The organism is Nocardia sp. NPDC101769, from assembly GCF_044766925.1.
Classification (GTDB): domain Bacteria; phylum Actinomycetota; class Actinomycetes; order Mycobacteriales; family Mycobacteriaceae; genus Nocardia.
Genome location: NZ_JBIWMX010000004.1, coordinates 225580 through 245103, shown reverse-complemented (window position 1 = coordinate 245103; position 19524 = coordinate 225580). Strand labels below are relative to the sequence as shown.

The following is a 19524-nucleotide window of genomic DNA, read 5'->3' as shown; positions in this document are numbered from 1 at the left end:
CCATCATGATCCCCTCGATGAGAGTAAACGACACTATTCATCTCACTGTATCCGGCGAGCCCTGCCCACACCACCGGTCTGACGTCATGCCGACCACGCTGCCCGCCCACGTCGCCGCCGCCATCCGCCTCACCGCCCGCTGGTGCGCCGCCACCGGGACCGGCGACTTCGCGCTGTCCGGCTGCGGCGTCCGGTCACCGCTCGCCCTGCCGGCGGCCGCCGCCGCCGAGCCGGGACGCCGCGAACTCGCCACGGCCACCGGCAGTTCCGCGGGCGACGGCCACGACCCGGCGATGTCGGAGCTCCCGCTCTACGTCGACCGGGCCGCGCAGATGTGTTCGCGCGCTTCACCGAGACCGGGTTCGACGCCGCCGCGGTCATCGCGCCGTCGATGAACGCGGGCAGCGCCCGATTCCCGAGGCCCGAGCACACCGTGCCGCACACCACGGTGATGTTCGACCGCCCGTTCGGATTCCTGGCCGTGCACCGGCCCACCGGACCGGCCGTAGTCGCCGGATGGGTCGCGCACCCGCGGTCGCTGACGATACGGCTCAACCGCCAGGCTTTTTGTCTAATCTACAAAAAGTTGCCCTAAACCCCTGGCGCGCCATGTTTTAGTCATCTAGCCTAAAACGCATGACGACAGCACGAGAGACCGCCGAGGGTATTCGGGCGGCCCGGCGGCCCGAGGATCTGTTCGGTACTGCCGCAACAGATCCCGCGGCCCGGCAGGACGCCCGGCGGCGGTACCACCGGCTGGCGGGGATCGTGCATCCCGATCGGGTGGAGGCCGTCGACGCCGGGATCGCGGGGGCCGCGTTCGCGCGGCTGGCCGAGCTGTACCGGCAATGGCTGGAACTGGACGAGCCCGCCTTCGAGGTGACCGGCGCGCACGGGACGTACCCGGTGGGTGCGCTATACGCGTCGGGCTCGGTCGCGGACGTGTACCGCAGCGGCTCGGACCGGGTCGTGAAGATCCCGCGCCGGGCGGCCGCCAACCGGTTGCTGTCCGGGGAGCGAAATGCCCTGCGCGACATCGCGATCGTGGCCGCCGAGTACGAATGGCCGGGGCCTTACTTCCCGGAGCTGGTCGATACGGTCGACCACCTGGACTCCGCGACCGGCGAGCAGCGCACGGTGAACGTGCTCGGCGCGCTCACCGGGGAGTTCGTGACGCTCGAGGAGGTCCGGGCCGCCTACCCCGGCGGCCTGGATCCCCGCGACTACGCCTGGATGCATCGCCGGCTGCTGCGCTGTCTGGCCGGCGCACAGCTGGCGGGGTGGGTGCACACCGCCATCAGCCCGGCCAATGTGCTGGTGCATCCACGCCTGCACGGAATCGTGCTGGCGGGCTGGTCATTCGCGACCCGGCCCGGCAATCCGGCGGCGGCCACGCTGAAGTCGCTGGACTATCCGCCGGAGATCCGGGACGCGGTCTCCCCCGCCACCGATGTCCACCTCGCGCATCGCCTGATGCTCACCATGCTCGGCGACCGCGCACCCGCGGCCCTGCGGTCCTACGCCACGGGGTGCCTGCAATCCGATCCACGGCTGCGGCCCGACGCCGCGGACCTGCTCGGGGAATTCGACGATCTGCTCGACCGGCTCTACGGGAAGCGCCGCTTCCGGCCCTTCGAGCTCACGAAAGGTAAGTGATAGCAATGGGTTACGGACGCTGGGACGACAGTGCCTACGACGCGGCGCGGACCTTCCGCGCGGCCGAGGGGCTCGACGACTTCGGCTACACCGCGGATATGCGCTCGGTGCCGTGGGATCAGTGGAAGGCGCACCCCACCCTGGATCCGTTCGGGGTCGACAACCGGGAGTCGCGGGACTCCGACGACCACGGCAACTCACTGCCCATCGCGGTGCTGTTCGACGTCACCGGATCCATGGGCAGGGTGCCCCGCATCATGCAGGAGAAGCTGGCCAAACTGCACGGGCTGTTGCAGCGCAAGGGATATGCGGAGGATCCGCAGATCCTGTTCGGGGCCATCGGCGACGCCGACAGCGACCGGGTGCCGCTGCAGGTCGGGCAGTTCGAATCCGACAACCGGATGGACGAGCAGCTGCGGCTCATCCTGCTGGAGGGCGGCGGTGGCGGGCAGAAGTCCGAAAGCTACGAGCTGGCCGCGTATTTCATCGCCCGGCACACCGCCACCGACGCGTGGGACAAGCGGGGCCGCAAGGGCTACCTGTTCATCGTCGGCGACGAGCTCAACAAGAAGCGGCTGGCCGCTCGCCACATTCGCGCCGTCATCGGCGACGACGTCGACCGCGACATCTCGGTCGAGTCGATCTACCGCGAACTGGCAGACCGCTGGCACGTGCACTACATCCTGCCCAATCAGTCCAGCTACTACCGGGATCCGGAGATCGCCGAGCACTGGCGGGGGCTGCTGGGTGAACGGTTCCTGCGGCTCGACGATCCGGCCGCGGTGTGCGAGCTGATCGCGCTGACCATCGGCATCGCCGAGGACCGCATCGATCTCGGGGCGGGGCTGGCCGATCTGCGCGACATCGGCTCGAACAGCGAGGCCGACGCGGTGGGCAAGGCCCTCGCACCGCTGGGCGGCGCCCGGCGCGGACGCAGCGTCGGAGCGCTGCCGGCCGCCACCGGCACCGACGACGTGGATCTCTGACCGGATCCGGCAGACGAAGGGACACAACATGTTCGGCGACAGTCACCTGATCGTGGTGGACCTGGGCTTCGGCGATGCCGGCAAGGGCGCCACCGTGGACTGGCTGTGCTCGCCGCAGGCCGGGCTCGGTGTGGCCGCGGTGGTGCGGTTCAACGGCGGGGCGCAGGCCGCCCACAATGTGGTCGCCGACGGCCGCCACCACACCTTCCACCAGTTCGGGTCCGGCACCCTGTCACGGGTGCCGACGCTGCTGTCGCGGCACATGCTGGTGGAACCGCTGGCCCTGGCCACCGAGGCGCGCGAACTCGCCGCGCTGGGGGTCGCCGATCCGCTGTCCCTGCTCTACGTGGACGAGCGGGCCCTGCTCACCACGCCGATCCACGGAGCCGCCAACCGTTGCCGGGAGGATACGAGGGGTACCGCCCGGCACGGTTCGTGCGGCATCGGCATCGGCGAGACGGCGAGCTACGCGCTCGGCCACGACGCGCCGCGGGTCGCCGACTGCCGGCGACCGGAAGTGTTGCGGCGCAAACTGATCGCGCTCGAAGAACACTACGGGCCGCTGCTCGCGGGCGGACGGCACCGCTACGACCCGATCGACGATCTGGTCGAGGCGTACACCGCGTTCGCGCGGGTCGTGGCCATCCTGCCGGGCGAGCAGCTCGCCGCGTTCGCGCGTCAGGGCCGGCTCGTGTTCGAAGGCGCGCAGGGGGTGCTGCTCGACGAGTGGCGCGGCACCCACCCGTACACCACCTGGTCGACCGTCGAACCCCGGCATGCGCGCGCCATGCTGGCGCGCCTCGGAGCACCCGGCTACGTGCTCGGCGTGACCCGCGCGTACATGACCAGGCACGGGGCCGGGCCCTTCCCGACCGAGGACCCGGCACTCGCGATTGCGGAGCCGCACAATGGAACCGGCGAATTCCAGGGTGCGTTCCGGCGCGGGCACCTCGATCCGCTGCTGCTCCGCTATGCCGTCGAAGCCTGCGGCGGAATCGACGGCGTGGTCGTCAACCACCTCGACGCCATCGGCGACATCCGTACCGCCACCGGCTATCTCACCCCCGACGGCTGCGTCGACCGGCTGGCGTGCGGAGTCTGGCAGGACCTCGGCCACCAGCGGCGGCTCACCGATCTACTCGGCGCCGCCACCCCGGCCCTGGCCGACCTGCCCGCCGACGTGCCCGGCTACCTGCAGGCCGAACTCGGCGCGCCCGTGGTGCTCACCGCATGCGGGCCGGACCGAGCCGATCGCACGCTCCGGATCCCGGCTCAGGCATAGTTGTCCATTTGTGGAGCAACAATCCGCAGTGTCCATCGACGTGATCACCCTGCGCTACGGACCCGACGACCCCACCGCCGCCCTCGGCATCGCGCCCCGGCGGTGGGAACCCTTCGCCGGTGAACTCGCGCTGCCGGGTGTCCTGCTCGGCCTCGGCGAACGCCTGGCCGAGGCCGCCCACCGCGCGGTCCACACCAAACTCGGGGTACCGGCCGACGCCATCCTCGCCGTCGGGCAGGTCGCCACCTTCGATGAGCCGCATCGCGATCCACGCGGGCCGACACTGTCCATCGCCATGTGGGCCGTGGTCGGCCCGCACGGGACCGACAGCGCGACCTGGGTCCCGTTCGACGCCGTCCCGCCGCTGGCCTTCGACCACAACCAGATCGTCACCGCCGCCCGCGTCCGGCTGGCCGAGATGCTCTGGAAAGACCTGACATTCACCCGAGCCCTGACCGGCGACCAGTTCACCGCCACCAGAGCCGTCGAACTCACCACCGCCCTGCACGGCGCGAAGCCCGACCCCGGCAACCTCAACCGGACCCTGGCCGCCCTCCCCGGACTCTCCCGCACCGGCGAACGGGTTCGAGTGAAGGCCACCGGCCGCCCCGCTGCCGTCTGGTCGTTCACCTAGCCGACCGGACCAGGCCCGAACGCCTCGGTCTGCGGCAGCACCGATCGGATCGCGAACCGGGCCACGCCCCACCGAAATTCGCGGCGGGCACAACCGACCCGGCGCATTGTTACCGGTCAGGGAATCAACACCAGGCGGCCACGCAGGCCGCCCGCGGCGAGTTGATGGTGGGCGTCAGCGACCCGGTCGAGGGGCAGGGTGCCGGCGACGCGCGGGGTCAGGCGGCCCGCGTCCACCAGGGCGGCCAGCTCGGCGAGACGGGGACCGTCAGCGCGAATCCAGGTGTTGGAGACGCGGATTCCGCGGAGACCCGCCGGTTCCGCGCCACCCACCACGGCTGCGAACGCACCCCCGGAGCGGACCGCGTCGAGGGCCTCGGCGCCCAGCGACGCGGCGTCCACCGCACCGTCGGCACCGCCCGGGATCAGGGCACGCACCGCCTCGCCCAAACGTCCACCGCGCGGGACGAAGAACTCCGCGCCGAGTTCGCGGACCAGGTCCTCGTCCGGCGCCGCGGCGGTCGCCACCACCCGAAGTCCCTGGGACACAGCCAGTTCCACTGCGAAGCCGCCGAGCGCGCCGGCGGCGCCGGTGATCAGCACGGTCTGCCCGGCGGTCAGCGCGAGCGCGTCCAGGGACTGCACGGCGGTCAGGGCATTCAGCGGTATCGTCGCCGCCTCGACCGCGGAAGCACGGCGCGGGGCGAGCGCGACGGCCGCCGCGTCCAGGACGACGAAATCCGCCTGCGCGCCCAGCGGCACGTCCAGGCGGTCCGACAGCCCGTACGCCTGGTCGCCGCGCGCGAAATCCGGGACGCCGGAACCGATCTCGTCAATCGTGCCGGCGACGTCCCAGCCGAGGCCGATCACGTCGCGCGGCACCATCAGGCCCGCCTGCGCCAGACCGCCCGAGCGGGTGTGCAGGTCCACCGGATTCACCCCGGCGGCGGTCACCCGAATCCGTACCTGCCCGGGCCCCGGCGACGGCACCGGCACTTCGGCCTGCTCCAGCACCTCGGGGCCGCCGAATGAACGAATCACCACTGCACGCATGCGAAATCTCCTCTGCTGTACGGTTTCCCACTCAGCAGTGAACCTACGGAGTGTTACTCTCCGTCGGGAAGTACGCACCTCGGAGTGCGTACCGTACGCGAGGGAGAGCCATGGCGACCAAGACCGCGGCCGAGCGACGCACCGAGGCCCGCCGCGCTTACGACGCCTACGTCCAGGAATGCCCGACCCGGCATCTGCTCGACCGCATCAGCGACAAATGGGTGAGCCTGCTGCTCACCGCGCTCGCCGGCGGACCCCGCCGCTACGGCGACCTGTCCCGCATCGTCGCGGGCGTCAGCCAGAAGATGCTCACCCAGACCCTGCGCACCATGGAACGCGACGGGCTGGTGAGCCGCGCGGTCACCGTCTCGGTGCCGGTCCGGGTCGACTACGAGCTCACCGAGCTCGGACGCAGCCTGCTCCCGGTCATGCAGGCGATCAAGAGCTGGGCCGAGACCCACATCGAGGACGTCCTCGCCGCCCGCGAACGCTACGACGACAGACCGAACTGAGCCAGACCCGTTGCCACCCGGGCAGATCCGTTACCACTGAGGTGGATCCGCTGCCACCCAGGTGAGTCCGCTGTGGCTCGGGTGGCTTCACGGCGACTCAGGCAGCCCCGCTGAGGACCGATTGGACCAGCTGCCGGACGGCTTCGAGAAGCCGGTCCTTCTGGCCGTTGCGGACCAGGTAGGGCACCAGTTCACCCCCCAGGGGCGCGAGCAGCAGTCCGCCGACCACGTCGGCGTCGAGGTCGGGGCGGACCTCGCGGAGCAGGGCGCTGATGTGGGCGGCCCAGAAGGCGTGGAGCTCCTCGGCACGCGGATGCGGAGGGATGGCCCGATAGGCGACCGAGATCTCGATGTCGTCGGCGACCAGACGGGTCATGGCGTCGAAGTAGGCCAGTAGGCGCTCCCCGGCCGGAGCGCCCGGACCGAGCGGCGGCGGACCCGAGCGCACGGCCTCCATCAGGTCGAACGCACCCTCGGCCATCAGTTCGTGCAGTAGACCGGCGCGGCTGCCGAAGCGGTGGAAGAGCGTGCCCTTGGCCACCCCGGCCGCTGCCGCGATCCGTTCCATCGTGGCGGCTTCGGCCCCCTCCTCGGCGAACAGCTTCCGCGCCGCCGCCAGGATTGCCTGCCGGTTGCGCGCTGCGTCGGCGCGTTCCTTGGGCCGGTCCATATCACCACTTTCGTTGACAACTTGACCGCCGGTCAATATCTTCGCAGGCATATCTTGACCGTCAGTCAAATTAGGAGGTTTTCAATGCACGCAATCCTATTGACCGGTACCGGCGCACCCGACGTCCTGGTGGCCGGCGAGGTGCCCGCGCCGCGCCCGCAGGCCGGGGAGGTCCTGGTGCACACCGAGGCGATTCCGGTGCTGTTCCCGGAGACCATGCTGCGTTCGGGCGCGTTCCCGATGCCGGTGGAGTTCCCGATCGTCTTCGGCACCCAGGCCGCGGGCGTCATCGCCGAAGTCGGCGCGGGCGTGGACCCGGCACTGATCGGGCGGCGAGTGGTGGTGAGTAGCAACAGTTTCGGCACCTATGCCGAGCAGGTCTGCGTTCCAGTGGAGACGGCGACCCCGATTCCGGACGGCCTGGGCACCGTCGAGGCGGCGGCCGTCACCATGAGCGGGTCGGTCGCGATCCCGCTGCTGGAGACCGCGCGGCTCACCGGCACCGAGACCGTCCTGATCGAGGCGGCCGGGACCGGTGTCGGCGCCCATCTCACCCAGCTGGCCAAGGAGTACGGCGCCGCGCGGGTGATCGCCACCGCGGGCGGGGCCGAAAAGGCCGCGCAGGCACGCGAATTCGGCGCGGACATCGTCGTCGACCACCACACGCCCGGCTGGACGGAACAGCTGCGCGAGACGCTCGGCGGCACAACGCTGGACGTCGTGTTCGACTCGATCGGCGGCGAATCCGCCCTGGCCCTGCTGGATCTCATGACGCCGCTGCGCGGCCGCATGCTCAGCTACGGCTTCCTGTCCGGGGCGCCCGCGCAGGTCGGCGCCATGGACCTGATCATGCGCGGCCTCACCCTGATCGGTTGCTCCGGACCCGACTGGCTGGCGGGGGTCGCCGCGGCGCGCGGCGCGGCGCTGAATCGCGCCGCGACGGGTTCGCTGACCCCGCTCGTCGACCGCGTGCTACCGCTCGAACAGGCCGCCCACGCCCATCGGCTGCTGGCCGACCGGGCGGCCAAGGGCACGATCGTGCTGCGCCCCGCCGGGGCGTGACGAAAGTCCCGATCAGCCGGTGATTTCCCACTCGTAGACGGTGAGTTCCGAAGCGCCCGTGGTGTGAATCGGGTCGGTATAGATCAGTTCCCGTGCGGCAGCCAGATTTTCGGCGGTGATCACGTACGCGCCGCCGCTGCCGTCGGTGAATTTGCCGGTCTCCACCAGCTGTCCGCGCTCGCGGACGGCCGTCAGCCAGTCCTTGTGCGGAACGATGACGGAGTCGTCGAAGCGCGGGGTGCGCATGGCCATCACGAGATACTTGCGCACCCTGCGCTTCTCCTTCGAACTACTTCTCGTCGTCGGCGACGACGGTGGCGCGGGTCGCGGCCGCGGCGGCCCGCACCTGCGGGGCCACCTGGACCACCTGCCCGAGCACACCATTGATGAACGACGGCGAATCGTCGGTGGACAGCTCCTTGGCCAGCTCCACCGCCTCGTCGACCGCCACCACCGGCGGAACGTCGTTGGCGTGGAACAACTCCCACACCGCCACCCGCAGGATGGCGCGGTCGACGGCGGGCAGCCGTCCCAGCGTCCAATCCTGCAGGTACGACTCGATGGTGCCGTCCACCCGATCCAGATCGTCGGCGACGCCTTCGACCAGGACCCGGGTGTATGGGTTCACCGGCGCCACCGACTCCTCACGCACCGCCAGCGAGACACGCTCGGACAGCAGATCCGCGGGATCGATATCGCGGGCCTCCGCCTCGAAGAGCAGATCCACCGCGCGCCGGCGCGCCTTGTGCCGTGCGCCGAGCTTCTTGAACGACTTCTTGTCCGATTGATCGGCCACGGAAGACATTATCCGTCGCGTCAGTTGTTGACGCGGCTGATGTAGCTGCCGTCGCGGGTGTCGATGCGCAGCTTGTCACCCTGGTTGATGAACAGCGGCACCTGCACCTCGGCGCCGGTCTCCACGGTGGCGGGCTTGGTGCCGGCCGAGGAGCGGTCGCCCTGCAGGCCCGGCTCGGTGTGGGTGACGATCACGTCGATGGCGACCGGGAGCTCGACGAACAGCGCCTCACCCTCGTGCATGGCGATCTGCACGGCCATGTTCTCCAGCAGGAAGCCCGCGTTGCGGCCCAGCAGCTGCTCGCTCAGGTGAATCTGGTCGTAGGTGTCGCCGTCCATGAAGATGTAGTCCTGACCATCGTGGTACAGGTACGTCATGTCGCGACGGTCGACGGTCGCGGTCTCCACCTTGACGCCGGCGTTGAAGGTCTTGTCGACGACCTTGCCCGAGACCACGTTCTTCAGCTTGGTGCGCACGAAGGCGGGACCCTTACCCGGCTTCACATGCTGGAACTCGACGATCTGCTGCAGCTGATTGTCGATCTTCAGCACGAGGCCGTTCTTGAAGTCGCTGGTGTCCGCCACTGTCCTCGGATCTCCTACTAGTCGGTCAAACCGCGCGTCAGTCGACGACGGTCAGGTCTTTGCTGGTGCGGGTGAGCAGCTCCGGGCCCCCTTGGCGAACCACGAGCGTGTCCTCGATCCGGACGCCACCGCGGCCGGGGAAGTACACACCTGGCTCGACGGTCACCGCCACGCCATCCAGCAGTGTACCCGTGCCGGTTTTGGCAATTCCGGGTGCTTCGTGAATCTGCAGGCCCACACCGTGCCCGAGGCCGTGCACGAACAGCTCACCGTGCCCGGCGGCCTCGATCACCGCGCGCGACGCCGCGTCCACCGCCTTGGTCGAGACGCCCGGGGTCAGGGCCTCGCGGCCGGCCTGCTGCGCCCGCTGGACCAGCTCGTAGACCTCGCGCTGCCATTCCGTGGGCGCACCCAGCACGAAGGTGCGGGTCATGTCCGAGTGGTAGCCGCCGACCACCGCGCCGAAGTCGAGCTTCACGAAATCACCGGTGGCCAGCACCGACCCGGTCGGGCGATGATGCGGGACAGCCGAATTCGCGCCCGCGGCCACGATGGTCTCGAAGGCGACCGCCTCCGCGCCGTGCTCGAACATGAGCCACTCCAGTTCCCGGGCCACCTGCCGCTCGCTGCGGCCGGGACGCAGGCCGCCGCGCTCGAGCAGGGTGGCCAGGGCCGCGTCGGCGGCGTCGCAGGCCGCGCGCAGCTGCTCGACCTCGTAGTCGTCCTTCACCATGCGCAACTGCTCGACCAGCCCCGAGACCGCGACCAGGTCCAGGCCGGTGCCCAGCGCGGACAGGCCGCGATGCTGTTCGACGGTGACCACGTGGCTCTCGAAACCGACCCGGCCGGTCTGCCACTCCCCCGCGATCTCCATGACGCGGCGGGCACTGGCCCGGTTGATCTCGGCGCGCAGATCCGGCACCTGCACGCCGACCTGGGTGAGGTAGCGGCCGTCGGTGCAGATGATGGTGCGGTCCTCGCTGGAATCCCAGGCGTACACCAGCAGCGCGGCGTTGGACCCGGTGAAACCGGTCAGGTACCGGATGTTGATCAGGTCCGTGACCAGCAGGGCATCGACGCGATTCTCCACCAGCAGATTGCGCAGGCTGGCCCTGCGCAGCGCGTAGTCGGGGCGCCGGGCCGGATCGTGATCAGCAGACATGCGTCAAAGCTACCGCCGACACGCCGCAACACCGACACGCAACACGTGAATGGCCCGGTAGTGGAACCCAGTCTGTTCACATCGCAAGCGGTTCTCCACATTTCGCGATCACGCCCCCCGCACCGGCCGCCGCCACGCGACCCTCGATCCATGTCCCCGTTACCGACCCTGCTGCTGACCCTGTGGTGCGTCGCCCTGAGCGTCTGCGATCTGCGCAGCCGGCGGCTACCGAACGTCCTCACCCTGCCCGGTGCCGCCCTCGTGCTCGCCTACGGATTCGCCACGGGCAAGCCGACACTCGCCGTCTCCGGCGCCCTGCTGCTGGCCGTCCCCTACCTGCTCGTCCACCTCTGCTGGCCGCGCGCCCTCGGCGCGGGCGACGTCAAACTCGCATTCGGTCTAGGGGCCGCGACAGCCCTGTGCGGGACCCAGACCTGGTCCTGGGCAGCACTAGCCGCACCGATGCTCACCGCCGCCGCGGGCCTGGGCGGGATGCTCGGGCATCGACTGCGAATCTCGGGAGCCGACGGGCGGGCGGTCGTCGCCGGGACGCTCGCGCACGGGCCCGCGATGTGTGCGGCGAGCGTGGTGGCGGTGGTGGCCGGGCGCTGACATCGGGCTATGCGCGGGCCGTGTGTTCGAGCACCCCTGTTGTCATGGAAAGATGTCACTCGTGTTGCGCTGGATAACTGCCGGAGAATCCCATGGTCCTGCTCTCGTCACCATCCTCGAGGGGATGGTGGCCGGTGTCGAGGTGACCTCCGCCGAGATCGGCGCGCAGCTGGCCCGGCGACGGCTCGGGTACGGGCGCGGCGCGCGGATGAAGTTCGAGGCCGACGTGGTCACCATGGTCGGCGGCGTGCGCCACGGCCGCACCATGGGCGGCCCGGTCGCCATCGAGGTGGCGAACTCGGAGTGGCCCAAGTGGACCCAGGTGATGTCCGCCGATCCGGTGGACGAGGCCGAACTCGCGGACCTCGCCCGCAATGCCCCCCTCACCCGTCCCCGTCCGGGCCACGCCGACTACTCGGGCATGCTCAAGTACGGCTTCGACGATGCCCGCAACGTCCTGGAGCGGGCCAGCGCCCGCGAGACCGCGGCGCGGGTCGCGGCGGGCACGGTGGCCAAGAACTTCCTGCGCCAGGCGCTGGGCGTCGAGGTGATCTCGCACGTGGTGTCCATCGGCGCCGCCGCGAACACCACCGGCATGGTCCCGACCGCCGCGGATCTGGACGCCATCGACGAGTCGCCGGTGCGCGCGTTCGACAAGGACGCCGAGGCGGCCATGATCGCCGAGATCGAGGCGGCCAAGAAGGACGGCGACACCCTCGGCGGTGTGGTCGAGGTCGTGATCGAGGGCCTGCCGGTGGGCCTGGGCTCGTTCACCTCCGGTGAGGCGCGCCTGGATTCGCGGCTGGCGGCCGCGCTCATGGGCATTCAGGCCATCAAGGGCGTCGAGGTGGGCGACGGTTTCGAGACCGCTCGCCGCCGCGGCAGCCAGGCCCACGACGAGATGCGGCCGGGCCCCGACGGCGTGCTGCGCTCCACCAACCGCGCGGGCGGCCTGGAGGGCGGCATGACCAATGGCGAGGCGCTGCGCGTGCGCGCGGCCATGAAGCCGATCTCGACCGTGCCGCGGGCGCTGTCGACGGTCGACATGTCCTCCGGCGAGGAGGCCGTCGCCATCCACCAGCGCTCGGATGTGTGCGCGGTGCCCGCGGCCGGTGTGGTCGCCGAGGCGATGGTGGCGCTGGTCGTGGCACAGGCCGTGCTGGACAAGTTCGGCGGCGACTCGCTGCCCGAGACCGTCGACAACATCCACGCCTACCTGAAGCGGATCAACGCTCGCCCGCACATCCCGGGCCACGCCGGGCAGTGACCGCTGACGACAGCGCGGTGTCCGGCGAGCACGAACCCACCGCGGCGGCCGGTGAAACCGACCGGCCCGCAATCAGTCTGGTGCTGGTCGGCCCGCCGGGCGCGGGCAAGTCCACCATCGGACGCAAGCTGGCCCGGGAACTCGGCGTGGACCTCTACGACACCGACGCCGGGATCGAGGAGCGCGCCGGGCGCACGATTCCGGAGATCTTCGCCGAGGACGGCGAGCCGGAGTTCCGCCGCATGGAGGAGGAGGTCGTCCGCGACGCCGTCCTCGCCGGGCACGGCGTGGTCTCCCTCGGCGGCGGCTCGGTGCTCTCGGCCGCGACCCGCGCCCTGCTGCACGGCCGAACCGTCGTCTACCTGGAAATCAGTGTGGGCGAGGGGCTGCGCCGCACCGGCGCCAGTACCAACCGCCCGCTGCTGAACGGCGACGACCCCGCCAAGAAGTACCGCGAGCTGATGAAGATCCGCCGCCCCCTCTACCGCGAGGTGGCGACCGTGCGGGTGCGCACCGACGGCCGCAGCCCCGGCCGCGTCGTCCGCATGATCCTGGCCAAGCTCGGCCTGGAACCGATTGCGCGCCCGGAGGATTCGGTCACCGAGACGGCCACCGTCGAACCCGGCGTCAGCTCCCGCTCGCGCGCCCGCCGCAAACGCCGCCGCGGCGGCCGCGGCCGGGGCGAGAACAAGCCGGGTGACGCCACGAATACGACTGCCGCCGAAGCCGATTCACCCGTGGCCGCCGAACCGCGCAACGGCCAGGGCTCCCCGGCCTCGCCCGGCGACGCAGCCGAGGCCACCGTGGGCGCGAAACGCTCTCGGCGCAACCGGCGGTCGCGCCGCCGCAGTGGCCGCACCACCGCGACCGCTCCACCCGTGACGACCGCCGAGACCACCGTCGGCGAGGCCGGCACGCCGCCCTCCGCTGCGCCAGGGAACGTGTCTCCCGGCGGACGCCGTCGCCGCGCCTCCCGTATGGCCGGTGCGCCCTCGAGTTCCACTGCCGGTGGCCAGGATTCGCTGCGCACCGCCGCTCCGGTCGGAGCGGACGCGGCCGCCCCGAGCACACCCGCCGCACCACCGGATGCGGCCCGTGCACCCGGCACCGTCGCCGCGCCCGGCAGCGGACGCTCGCGTCGTGCCCGGGCCCGACGGGCCCGGGCGCGCGCCCGCGAGCAGGAGCACACGCGGGCCGACGGCCCTGTTGCCGGTGCCACTTCCCCTGCGGTGGAAGGAGGTTCGTGATCCCGAGCGCATCATCGCGCGCCGCGGGCACGCGCCGCCGATCCGATCGACCACTTCCCCGCACCACGGGGTCACGCCATTCCCCGCCGATGGGCGGGACCATTCACGGAGGAGTCCTATGAGCGAGCCGACTCGCATCGAGGTCCGCACGGCCGACCCGTACCCGGTGATCATCGGCCGGGGTCTGCTGGGCGACCTGGTCGACCAGGTGACCGGCCGGTCCGGTGTCCGGACCGTGGCGATCTTCTACCAGCCGCCGTTGGCCGAGACCGCCGAGGTGGTGCGGAAGGCCCTCGCCGACAAGGGCATCGACGCGCACCGGGTGGAAATCCCCGACGCCGAGGCCGGCAAGGACCTGCAGGTCGCGGGCTTCTGCTGGGAGGTGCTCGGCCGCATCGGGCTGACCCGCAAGGACGTGATCGTGAGCCTGGGCGGCGGCGCAGCCACCGACCTGGCCGGTTTCGTGGCCGCCACCTGGATGCGCGGCGTGGACATCGTGCACGTGCCGACCACGTTGCTGGCCATGGTGGACGCCGCCGTGGGCGGCAAGACCGGCATCAATACCGAGGCGGGTAAGAACCTGGTCGGCAGTTTCCACGAGCCGGCCGCGGTCATGGTGGACCTGGCCACGCTGGAGACGGTGCCGCGCAACGAGATCGTGGCGGGCATGGCCGAGATCATCAAGGCCGGTTTCATCGCCGATCCGGTGATCCTGGAGCTGGTGGAACGCGACCCGCAGGCCGCCCTGGATCCGACCGGCGACGTGCTGCCCGAGCTCATCCGCCGCGCCATCCAGGTCAAGGCCGATGTGGTGGCCGCCGATCTCAAGGAATCGGATCTGCGCGAGATCCTCAACTACGGCCACACCCTCGGCCACGCCATCGAGCGCCGGGAGCGGTACCGCTGGCGGCACGGCGCGGCCGTCTCGGTGGGCCTGGTCTTCGCGGCCGAATTGGGCCGCCTGGCTGGCCGTCTCGACGATGCCACCGCCGAGCGGCACCGCACCATCCTGGAGAGCATCGGCCTGCCCACCAGCTACGACGCCGATGCGCTGCCGCAGCTGATGGATGCCATGCAGACCGACAAGAAGACCCGTTCGGGCGTGCTGCGTTTCGTGGTGCTCGACGGCCTGGCCAAGCCGGGCCGGCTGGAGGGCCCGGATCCGAGCCTGCTGGCCGCGGCCTACTCCGCCATCGCCCGCGAGGACGGCCCGACCGGCGGCGCGATTCTGCTGTAGGGCACAACCGCTTTCATCTCAGCGCCCGTCGCCGGACCCCGGCTCAGCGCCCGTCGCCGGACCCCGGCTCAGCGCCCGTCGCCGGACCCCGGCTCAGCGCCCGTCGCCGGACCCCGGCGGCGGGCGCTGCCGTCCGCGCCCCCGGATACGAAAACCCCGCGCCACCCGATCGGTGGTGCGGGGTCGAGCGCGGACGGGAGCCTCAGGCGTTGGCGGGCTCCGGGTTGGGTGCGGTGTCGGCGGGGGTACCGGGCTGCTTCTTGCCGTCGCGGCCGGCCAGCCAGCGGCCGAGGGCGACGCCGAGCACGCCCGGGATGAAGATCAGCAGCACGATGAAGGACGCGGCCGAGGTGATGTCGAAGACCAGACCCTGATCACCCAGGTCGAAGCCCGGAATGAAGTCGAGGATCCAGGCGGCCAGGCCGGAGCCCACGCCACCGGCGAGCGCGGCCTTGAGCCAGCGCATGGTCAGATCGGCGCCGCGCTCGGGATCGGCATTGGCGCGCCGATCGGAGCGGCCGTCCAGTACGCCCCACGCGATCACCGAACCGATCAGCACGATCAGGCACAGGATCCGCATCCAGGCGCCCGTGGTCGGCCAGTACCTCATGCCGAAACCGAGCAGGGCCTCCAGCACAACGGTCAGCGCCCCCAAGCCCACGGCGCGCAACACCCACGCATTCATGACGATCACCTTAACCTGCGCGGCCGCCCGGCCGAACCGAATGAATTGAAACTTGTTCCAGAACCATAGCCGGAGCGGGGCCGCGGGACATACCCGGGCCCGACACGCTGCTACAAAGACAGCGTGAGCATCGAAGCCGTCGCCCTGCTTCAGGATCCGATCCGCAAACGGCTCTACGACTATGTCGCGGCCGCCGACCACGACGTGAGCCGGGACGAGGCGGCCGCGGCCGTCGAGATCAAACGGCCGCTGGCCGCCTTCCATCTCGACAAGCTCACCGAGGCCGGACTGCTGGACGCGGTGTTCCGGCGTCCGGACGGCCGCACCGGGCCCGGTTCGGGACGGCCCGCCAAGTTCTATCGCCGCGCCGACGCGGAGTTCGCGATCACGCTGCCGGCCCGCGACTATCGCACGGTCGCAACGGTTCTCGCCGAGGTGGTCGAGCACGAAGGATTCGAGGACGCCATCGCGAAGGCCGCCGCCGCGCACGGGCCGGCCCTCGCGGGCCGCGATCTGTTCGAGGTCCTGCGTGAGCGCGGCTACGAGCCCTACCTCGACGGCGACTCGATCCGCCTGCGCAACTGCCCCTTTCACCGCCTCGCCGTGGACTTCCCGCCGCTGGTGTGCGGCATGAATCTGGCCCTGCTGGCGGGTCCGGCGGCCGAGGCCGGCTGGACCGCGCGGATGGATCCGGCACCGGGCAGATGTTGCATAGGTTTTTCTAAAACCAATCATGGCTAGTTATAGTTTGGGAATGCACCTCGCACAGCTCAATATCGGGCGCATGGTCGCCCCCGAAGGCGATCCCCGGGTCGCCGAATTCTTCTCGGCCCTCGACGAGATCAATGCCGTCGCCGAATCCTCCCCCGGCTTCGTCTGGCGCATGGTGGACGGCGAATCCAACAACGCCACCTCCCTGCGCCCGTACCACAGCGAGCCGGACATGCTGGTGAACATGAGCCTGTGGGAATCGCGGGAAGCGTTGTTCGACTACGTCTATCGCAGCGGCCACATGGACTACGTGCGTCGCCGCCGGGAATGGTTCACCCCGCTGCGCGAGGTCTTCACGGTGCTGTGGTGGGTGCCGGAGGGAACGCTGCCCACCCTCGCCGACGCCATGGCGCGACTGGACCACCTGCGTGAGAACGGGCCGACGCCTTACGCTTTCACCTTCCGGCAGTCCTTCGAACCGGAAACGGCCGCGGAGACATCCGCGGCCGTCCTCGATTAGCGGGTCACACCCGCGCGAAAGCGATCAGTCCCGCAGGGCCGCAGCCATTTCGGCGCGCGGAGCGGGCTCGCCGGTGAACTGCTCGACCTGCCCGTAGGCCTGGTTCAGCAGCATCTCCAGGCCGCTGACCACGGAATTGCCCGCGCGGGCAACCGCTTCCGCGAGCGGTGTGGGCCACGGGTTGTAGATGGCGTCGAGCACCACCGGGGCCGCCGCCACCGAGTCCGCCACGGCCGCGGCCGCCTCGGCGGGCACGGTGCTGACGACGGCGTCCACGTCGGAACAGACGAACAGCAGACCCTCGGGGTCGAAACCGAGCACCTCGGCCGACATGCCCAGCTGCTCGGCCAATTCCAGGGTCCCGGCAGCGCGGCGGCGATCGCGGGCCACGATGGTGACGGTGTGCGCGCCCAGGTCGGACAGCGCCAGCAGCGCCGGGCGGGCGGTGCCGCCCGCGCCCAGCACGACCGCGCGGGAGATCTCCTGCACGCCCGCGCCTTCCAGCGCACCGCGCACGCCGTCCACGTCGGTGCAGTCCGCGCGCCAGCCGGAATCGGTGCGCACCAGGGTGTTCGCCGAGCCGACCAGGACCGCGCGCTCGGTGCGCTCATCGGCATAGCCGAGCGCGGCGACCTTGCCCGGCATGGTCACCGACAGCCCGACCCATTCCGGTCCGAGCCCGTCCACCAGGCCGGGCAGCTGCTCGGCGGTGCACTCGATGCGCTCGTAGCTCCAGTCCAGCCCCAGTGCCCGGTAGGCCGCCAGATGCAGTTGCGGCGACCGGGAATGCGAGATCGGGCTGCCGAGTACGGCGGCCTTCCGACTACCGCCCACTGTCGAGGATTCCACTCTGCCTGGCCTTTTCGATATTGCGCAGGTGCTCCTGATAGCTGTCGGTGAACAACGTGGTGCCCTGCTTGTCGACGGTCACGAAGTACAGCCACGGGCCGGGCGCCGGATTCTCCATGGCGCGCATGGCATCCAGCGACGGCGCGGAGATCGGCGTGGCGGGCAGACCGGCCATGGCGTAGGTGTTCCACGGGGTCTTGTGCGCACGGTCGGAGTCGGTGGTGGCGACCTCGGTCTTGTCGAGGGTGTAGTTGACGGTGGAGTCGAACTGCAGCGGCTGCTGGGCGGCGAGCCGGTTCACGATGACCCGCGCCACCTTCGACATGTCCTGCGGCAGCGCCTCCCGCTCCACCAGCGACGCCGCGATCAGCGTGTCGTAGGGGCTCAGGCCGTTCGCCGCGCCGGACTGCGCCAGCCCGGTGGCGTCGTAGCTCGCCGCGCTCGCGGTCACCAGCTGCTTGAGGATGTCCAGCGCGTTGGCGCTGGGGTCGAAATCCCAGGTACCACCGGCGATCAGGCCCTCGAGCTGACGAGAACGGTCCGGCACCGACTTCACCCGGTCCAGCGCCCACACCGGCACGCCCAGCGCGGCCGGATCGGCGGTGGCCCCGGCCTGGTCGAGCTGCTCGTAGGTCACGCACTTGGCGGCGGTGCCGGTGCCGACACAGCTGGCCTCGGCGATCTTGCGGTAGATGCCGTCCTTGCGCGCGCCGGTGGTGACGTCGCTGGAGTCGTGCAGCTGACGGCCCTCGGAGATGACTACATTGCCGACCCGGGCATCCTTGCTGAACAGCGCGCTCACCGCTTCGGAGCCCTTGCTGTGGCCCGGGATGGCGTAGTAGCCGGGCTGGATGGAGTTCATGTTCGTATTGCGCACGGCCGCTTCGTAGAACGCGCCGCTGCTGGCCACCACGCCCTTGTCGGCCATGGTCTGCGCGATCTGTGTGGAGGTGTCACCCGGCTTGATCTGGATGACGACCAGCGGGCCCTGCGGGCCGGAGAAATCGGGGGGCGGGCTCAGCTTGCCGACGAACTTCCAGCCCGCGAATCCGACTGCGCCGACGAACAATACGGCGAACACGCCCGCGATGACGAACAGATTGCGGCGGCGCCGCTTGCGCTCGGCCGCTTTCCGCGACGCCATCCGGGATCGCTTGGGGCGCTGGCTGCCCCGCGACCCCGCGCGCGACTGCGATCGGGTGGCCCGGCGGCCCGGCTCGGCGCGCTGGCCCCGGTCGCCGCTGCGGCCGCGCTCGATGCGCTGGGGTGCGCTGCGGCGCGGAGGTTCCGGCTCGAGCGGGAGCTCCTCGTCGTATTCCTCGCCCTCGTAGTGCTCGTCGTCGTAACGCTCATCCTCGTAGCGGGGAATGACTGTGGTGTCGTCTTCGTAATCGTCCGCCTCGGACCAATCCAGATCGTCACGGCGGTAACGCCTTTCGGCGTTCTGGCGGTAGCGTTCCTCGGCCCGCGTCCAGCGGTCGGTCATGCGTCATCACCGCGCGGCTTCAAAAGGGCACTCCGTTCGTCCAACCATCCTTGCAGGATCGACACGGCGGCGGCCTGATCGATGACCTGCCGCTGCCCGCGTGCGCGAACTCCACTGTCTCGCAACGCACGTGCAGCAGACACCGTAGTCAAACGTTCGTCGGAAAGTCGCACCGGCACCGGCGCGATCAGGGTCCGCAAACGCCCCGCGAAGGTGGCCGCCAGCTTAGCCGACGCGCCGCTCTCCCCGCGCAATGTGCGCGGCAGGCCGACGATCACCTCGACGGCCTCGTACTCCCGCACAATGTCGGCAATTCTGGATAGATCGGAGGCGAGGGTGCCGGGCGCGACCTTCTTCGCGCGCGGCACCGTCTCGACCGGGGTGGCCAGCAACCCGTCCGGATCGCTGGAGGCGACACCGATGCGCACGGACCCCACGTCGATGCCGATGCGCCGGCCGCGGCCCGGGTCCCGTTCCGGGGTGGGCCGCTCCGACGCGAAGTCCCGCCCGCCGG

The 19524-nt window shown here is 70.6% G+C and carries 22 protein-coding genes and 1 pseudogene; 13 read left to right on the top strand and 10 right to left on the bottom strand.

Features of this window, described 5'->3' with window-relative positions; translation table 11 throughout:
- Positions 1–86: 86 nt before the first annotated feature.
- The 5 genes from ACIRRA_RS09700 to ACIRRA_RS09680 all read left to right on the top strand — a co-directional run bounded on the left by ACIRRA_RS09700 (position 87) and on the right by ACIRRA_RS09680 (position 4558).
- Positions 87–395 carry a hypothetical protein gene (locus tag ACIRRA_RS09700; RefSeq protein ID WP_402765435.1) on the top strand — a complete coding sequence of 103 codons (309 nt, stop codon included), beginning with the start codon at positions 87–89 and terminating at the stop codon, positions 393–395.
- 241 nt (positions 396–636) lie between these two features.
- Positions 637–1656 carry a hypothetical protein gene (locus tag ACIRRA_RS09695; protein WP_402765433.1) on the top strand — a complete coding sequence of 340 codons (1020 nt, stop codon included), beginning with the start codon at positions 637–639 and terminating at the stop codon, positions 1654–1656.
- A gap of 5 nt (positions 1657–1661) precedes the next feature.
- Positions 1662–2642, top strand: a complete 981-nt coding sequence (locus ACIRRA_RS09690) for a hypothetical protein (RefSeq protein ID WP_402765430.1) — start codon at positions 1662–1664, stop codon at positions 2640–2642.
- 28 nt (positions 2643–2670) lie between these two features.
- On the top strand, positions 2671–3924 hold the full coding sequence (locus ACIRRA_RS09685; protein WP_402765428.1) for an adenylosuccinate synthetase: 1254 nt from the start codon (positions 2671–2673) through the stop codon (positions 3922–3924).
- Between the two features lie 28 nt (positions 3925–3952).
- Complete coding sequence (locus ACIRRA_RS09680; RefSeq protein WP_402765426.1) at positions 3953–4558, top strand: NUDIX domain-containing protein; 606 nt, start codon at positions 3953–3955, stop codon at positions 4556–4558.
- A gap of 116 nt (positions 4559–4674) precedes the next feature.
- Here the strand turns inward: ACIRRA_RS09680 and ACIRRA_RS09675 are convergent, their stop codons facing one another.
- Entirely contained in the window at positions 4675–5610 is a 936-nt protein-coding gene (locus tag ACIRRA_RS09675) for an NADP-dependent oxidoreductase (RefSeq protein WP_402765423.1), read from the bottom strand.
- Positions 5611–5720: 110 nt separating this feature from the next.
- On the opposite strand from ACIRRA_RS09675, the gene ACIRRA_RS09670 reads away from it, so the two are divergent.
- Entirely contained in the window at positions 5721–6122 is a 402-nt protein-coding gene (locus ACIRRA_RS09670) for a winged helix-turn-helix transcriptional regulator (RefSeq protein ID WP_402765421.1), read from the top strand.
- A gap of 97 nt (positions 6123–6219) precedes the next feature.
- Here ACIRRA_RS09670 and ACIRRA_RS09665 read toward each other — a convergent pair whose 3' ends face one another.
- Entirely contained in the window at positions 6220–6792 is a 573-nt protein-coding gene (locus ACIRRA_RS09665; protein ID WP_402765418.1) for a helix-turn-helix domain-containing protein, read from the bottom strand.
- A gap of 84 nt (positions 6793–6876) precedes the next feature.
- Here ACIRRA_RS09665 and ACIRRA_RS09660 point away from each other — a divergent pair, with 84 nt between their 5' ends.
- Positions 6877–7854: a zinc-binding alcohol dehydrogenase family protein gene (locus tag ACIRRA_RS09660; protein WP_402765415.1), complete on the top strand. Its 978-nt coding sequence runs from the start codon at positions 6877–6879 to the stop codon at positions 7852–7854.
- A gap of 12 nt (positions 7855–7866) precedes the next feature.
- Here the strand turns inward: ACIRRA_RS09660 and ACIRRA_RS09655 are convergent, their stop codons facing one another.
- The 4 genes from ACIRRA_RS09655 to ACIRRA_RS09640 are packed head-to-tail and all read right to left on the bottom strand — an operon-like array spanning position 7867 to position 10396.
- Positions 7867–8124: a YciI family protein gene (locus tag ACIRRA_RS09655; protein WP_402765412.1), complete on the bottom strand. Its 258-nt coding sequence runs from the start codon at positions 8122–8124 to the stop codon at positions 7867–7869.
- Between the two features lie 19 nt (positions 8125–8143).
- On the bottom strand, positions 8144–8650 hold the full coding sequence (gene nusB / locus ACIRRA_RS09650) for a transcription antitermination factor NusB (protein ID WP_402765409.1): 507 nt from the start codon (positions 8648–8650) through the stop codon (positions 8144–8146).
- Positions 8651–8670: 20 nt separating this feature from the next.
- Positions 8671–9234, bottom strand: a complete 564-nt coding sequence (efp, locus tag ACIRRA_RS09645; RefSeq protein ID WP_354837343.1) for an elongation factor P — start codon at positions 9232–9234, stop codon at positions 8671–8673.
- A gap of 37 nt (positions 9235–9271) precedes the next feature.
- Positions 9272–10396: a M24 family metallopeptidase gene (locus tag ACIRRA_RS09640; protein ID WP_402765406.1), complete on the bottom strand. Its 1125-nt coding sequence runs from the start codon at positions 10394–10396 to the stop codon at positions 9272–9274.
- Between the two features lie 150 nt (positions 10397–10546).
- Here ACIRRA_RS09640 and ACIRRA_RS09635 point away from each other — a divergent pair, with 150 nt between their 5' ends.
- From ACIRRA_RS09635 to aroB, 4 genes and pseudogenes are all read left to right on the top strand, one after another.
- Positions 10547–11008, top strand: coding sequence for a prepilin peptidase (locus ACIRRA_RS09635; protein WP_402765403.1), 462 nt, complete (start codon positions 10547–10549; stop codon positions 11006–11008).
- Between the two features lie 61 nt (positions 11009–11069).
- On the top strand, positions 11070–12275 hold the full coding sequence (gene aroC, locus ACIRRA_RS09630; RefSeq protein ID WP_402765936.1) for a chorismate synthase: 1206 nt from the start codon (positions 11070–11072) through the stop codon (positions 12273–12275).
- Positions 12276–12346: 71 nt separating this feature from the next.
- A pseudogene (locus tag ACIRRA_RS09625) lies at positions 12347–12838 on the top strand (shikimate kinase); the annotation flags it as partial.
- A gap of 802 nt (positions 12839–13640) precedes the next feature.
- Positions 13641–14759, top strand: coding sequence for a 3-dehydroquinate synthase (aroB, locus tag ACIRRA_RS09620; protein ID WP_402765400.1), 1119 nt, complete (start codon positions 13641–13643; stop codon positions 14757–14759).
- A gap of 202 nt (positions 14760–14961) precedes the next feature.
- On the opposite strand, the gene ACIRRA_RS09615 is transcribed toward aroB, so the two are convergent.
- A complete protein-coding gene (locus ACIRRA_RS09615; RefSeq protein ID WP_402765397.1) occupies positions 14962–15444 on the bottom strand; it encodes a B-4DMT family transporter in 483 nt (160 codons plus the stop codon).
- A 123-nt stretch (positions 15445–15567) separates the two neighbouring features.
- Here ACIRRA_RS09615 and ACIRRA_RS09610 point away from each other — a divergent pair, with 123 nt between their 5' ends.
- Entirely contained in the window at positions 15568–16185 is a 618-nt protein-coding gene (locus ACIRRA_RS09610; protein WP_402765394.1) for a helix-turn-helix transcriptional regulator, read from the top strand.
- 13 nt (positions 16186–16198) lie between these two features.
- Complete coding sequence (locus tag ACIRRA_RS09605; protein WP_402765392.1) at positions 16199–16675, top strand: DUF3291 domain-containing protein; 477 nt, start codon at positions 16199–16201, stop codon at positions 16673–16675.
- Positions 16676–16699: 24 nt separating this feature from the next.
- On the opposite strand, the gene ACIRRA_RS09600 is transcribed toward ACIRRA_RS09605, so the two are convergent.
- The 3 genes from ACIRRA_RS09600 to ruvX are packed head-to-tail and all read right to left on the bottom strand — an operon-like array spanning position 16700 to position 19459.
- Entirely contained in the window at positions 16700–17509 is an 810-nt protein-coding gene (locus ACIRRA_RS09600) for a shikimate dehydrogenase (RefSeq protein WP_402765389.1), read from the bottom strand.
- A complete protein-coding gene (mltG, locus tag ACIRRA_RS09595) occupies positions 17499–19010 on the bottom strand; it encodes an endolytic transglycosylase MltG (protein WP_402765387.1) in 1512 nt (503 codons plus the stop codon). The genes ACIRRA_RS09600 and mltG overlap by 11 nt, the downstream gene beginning before the upstream one ends.
- Positions 19007–19459 (bottom strand): Holliday junction resolvase RuvX, encoded by a 453-nt coding sequence (ruvX, locus tag ACIRRA_RS09590; RefSeq protein WP_357008253.1) that lies wholly within the window; start codon positions 19457–19459, stop codon positions 19007–19009. The genes mltG and ruvX overlap by 4 nt, the downstream gene beginning before the upstream one ends.
- Positions 19460–19524: the final 65 nt, after the last annotated feature.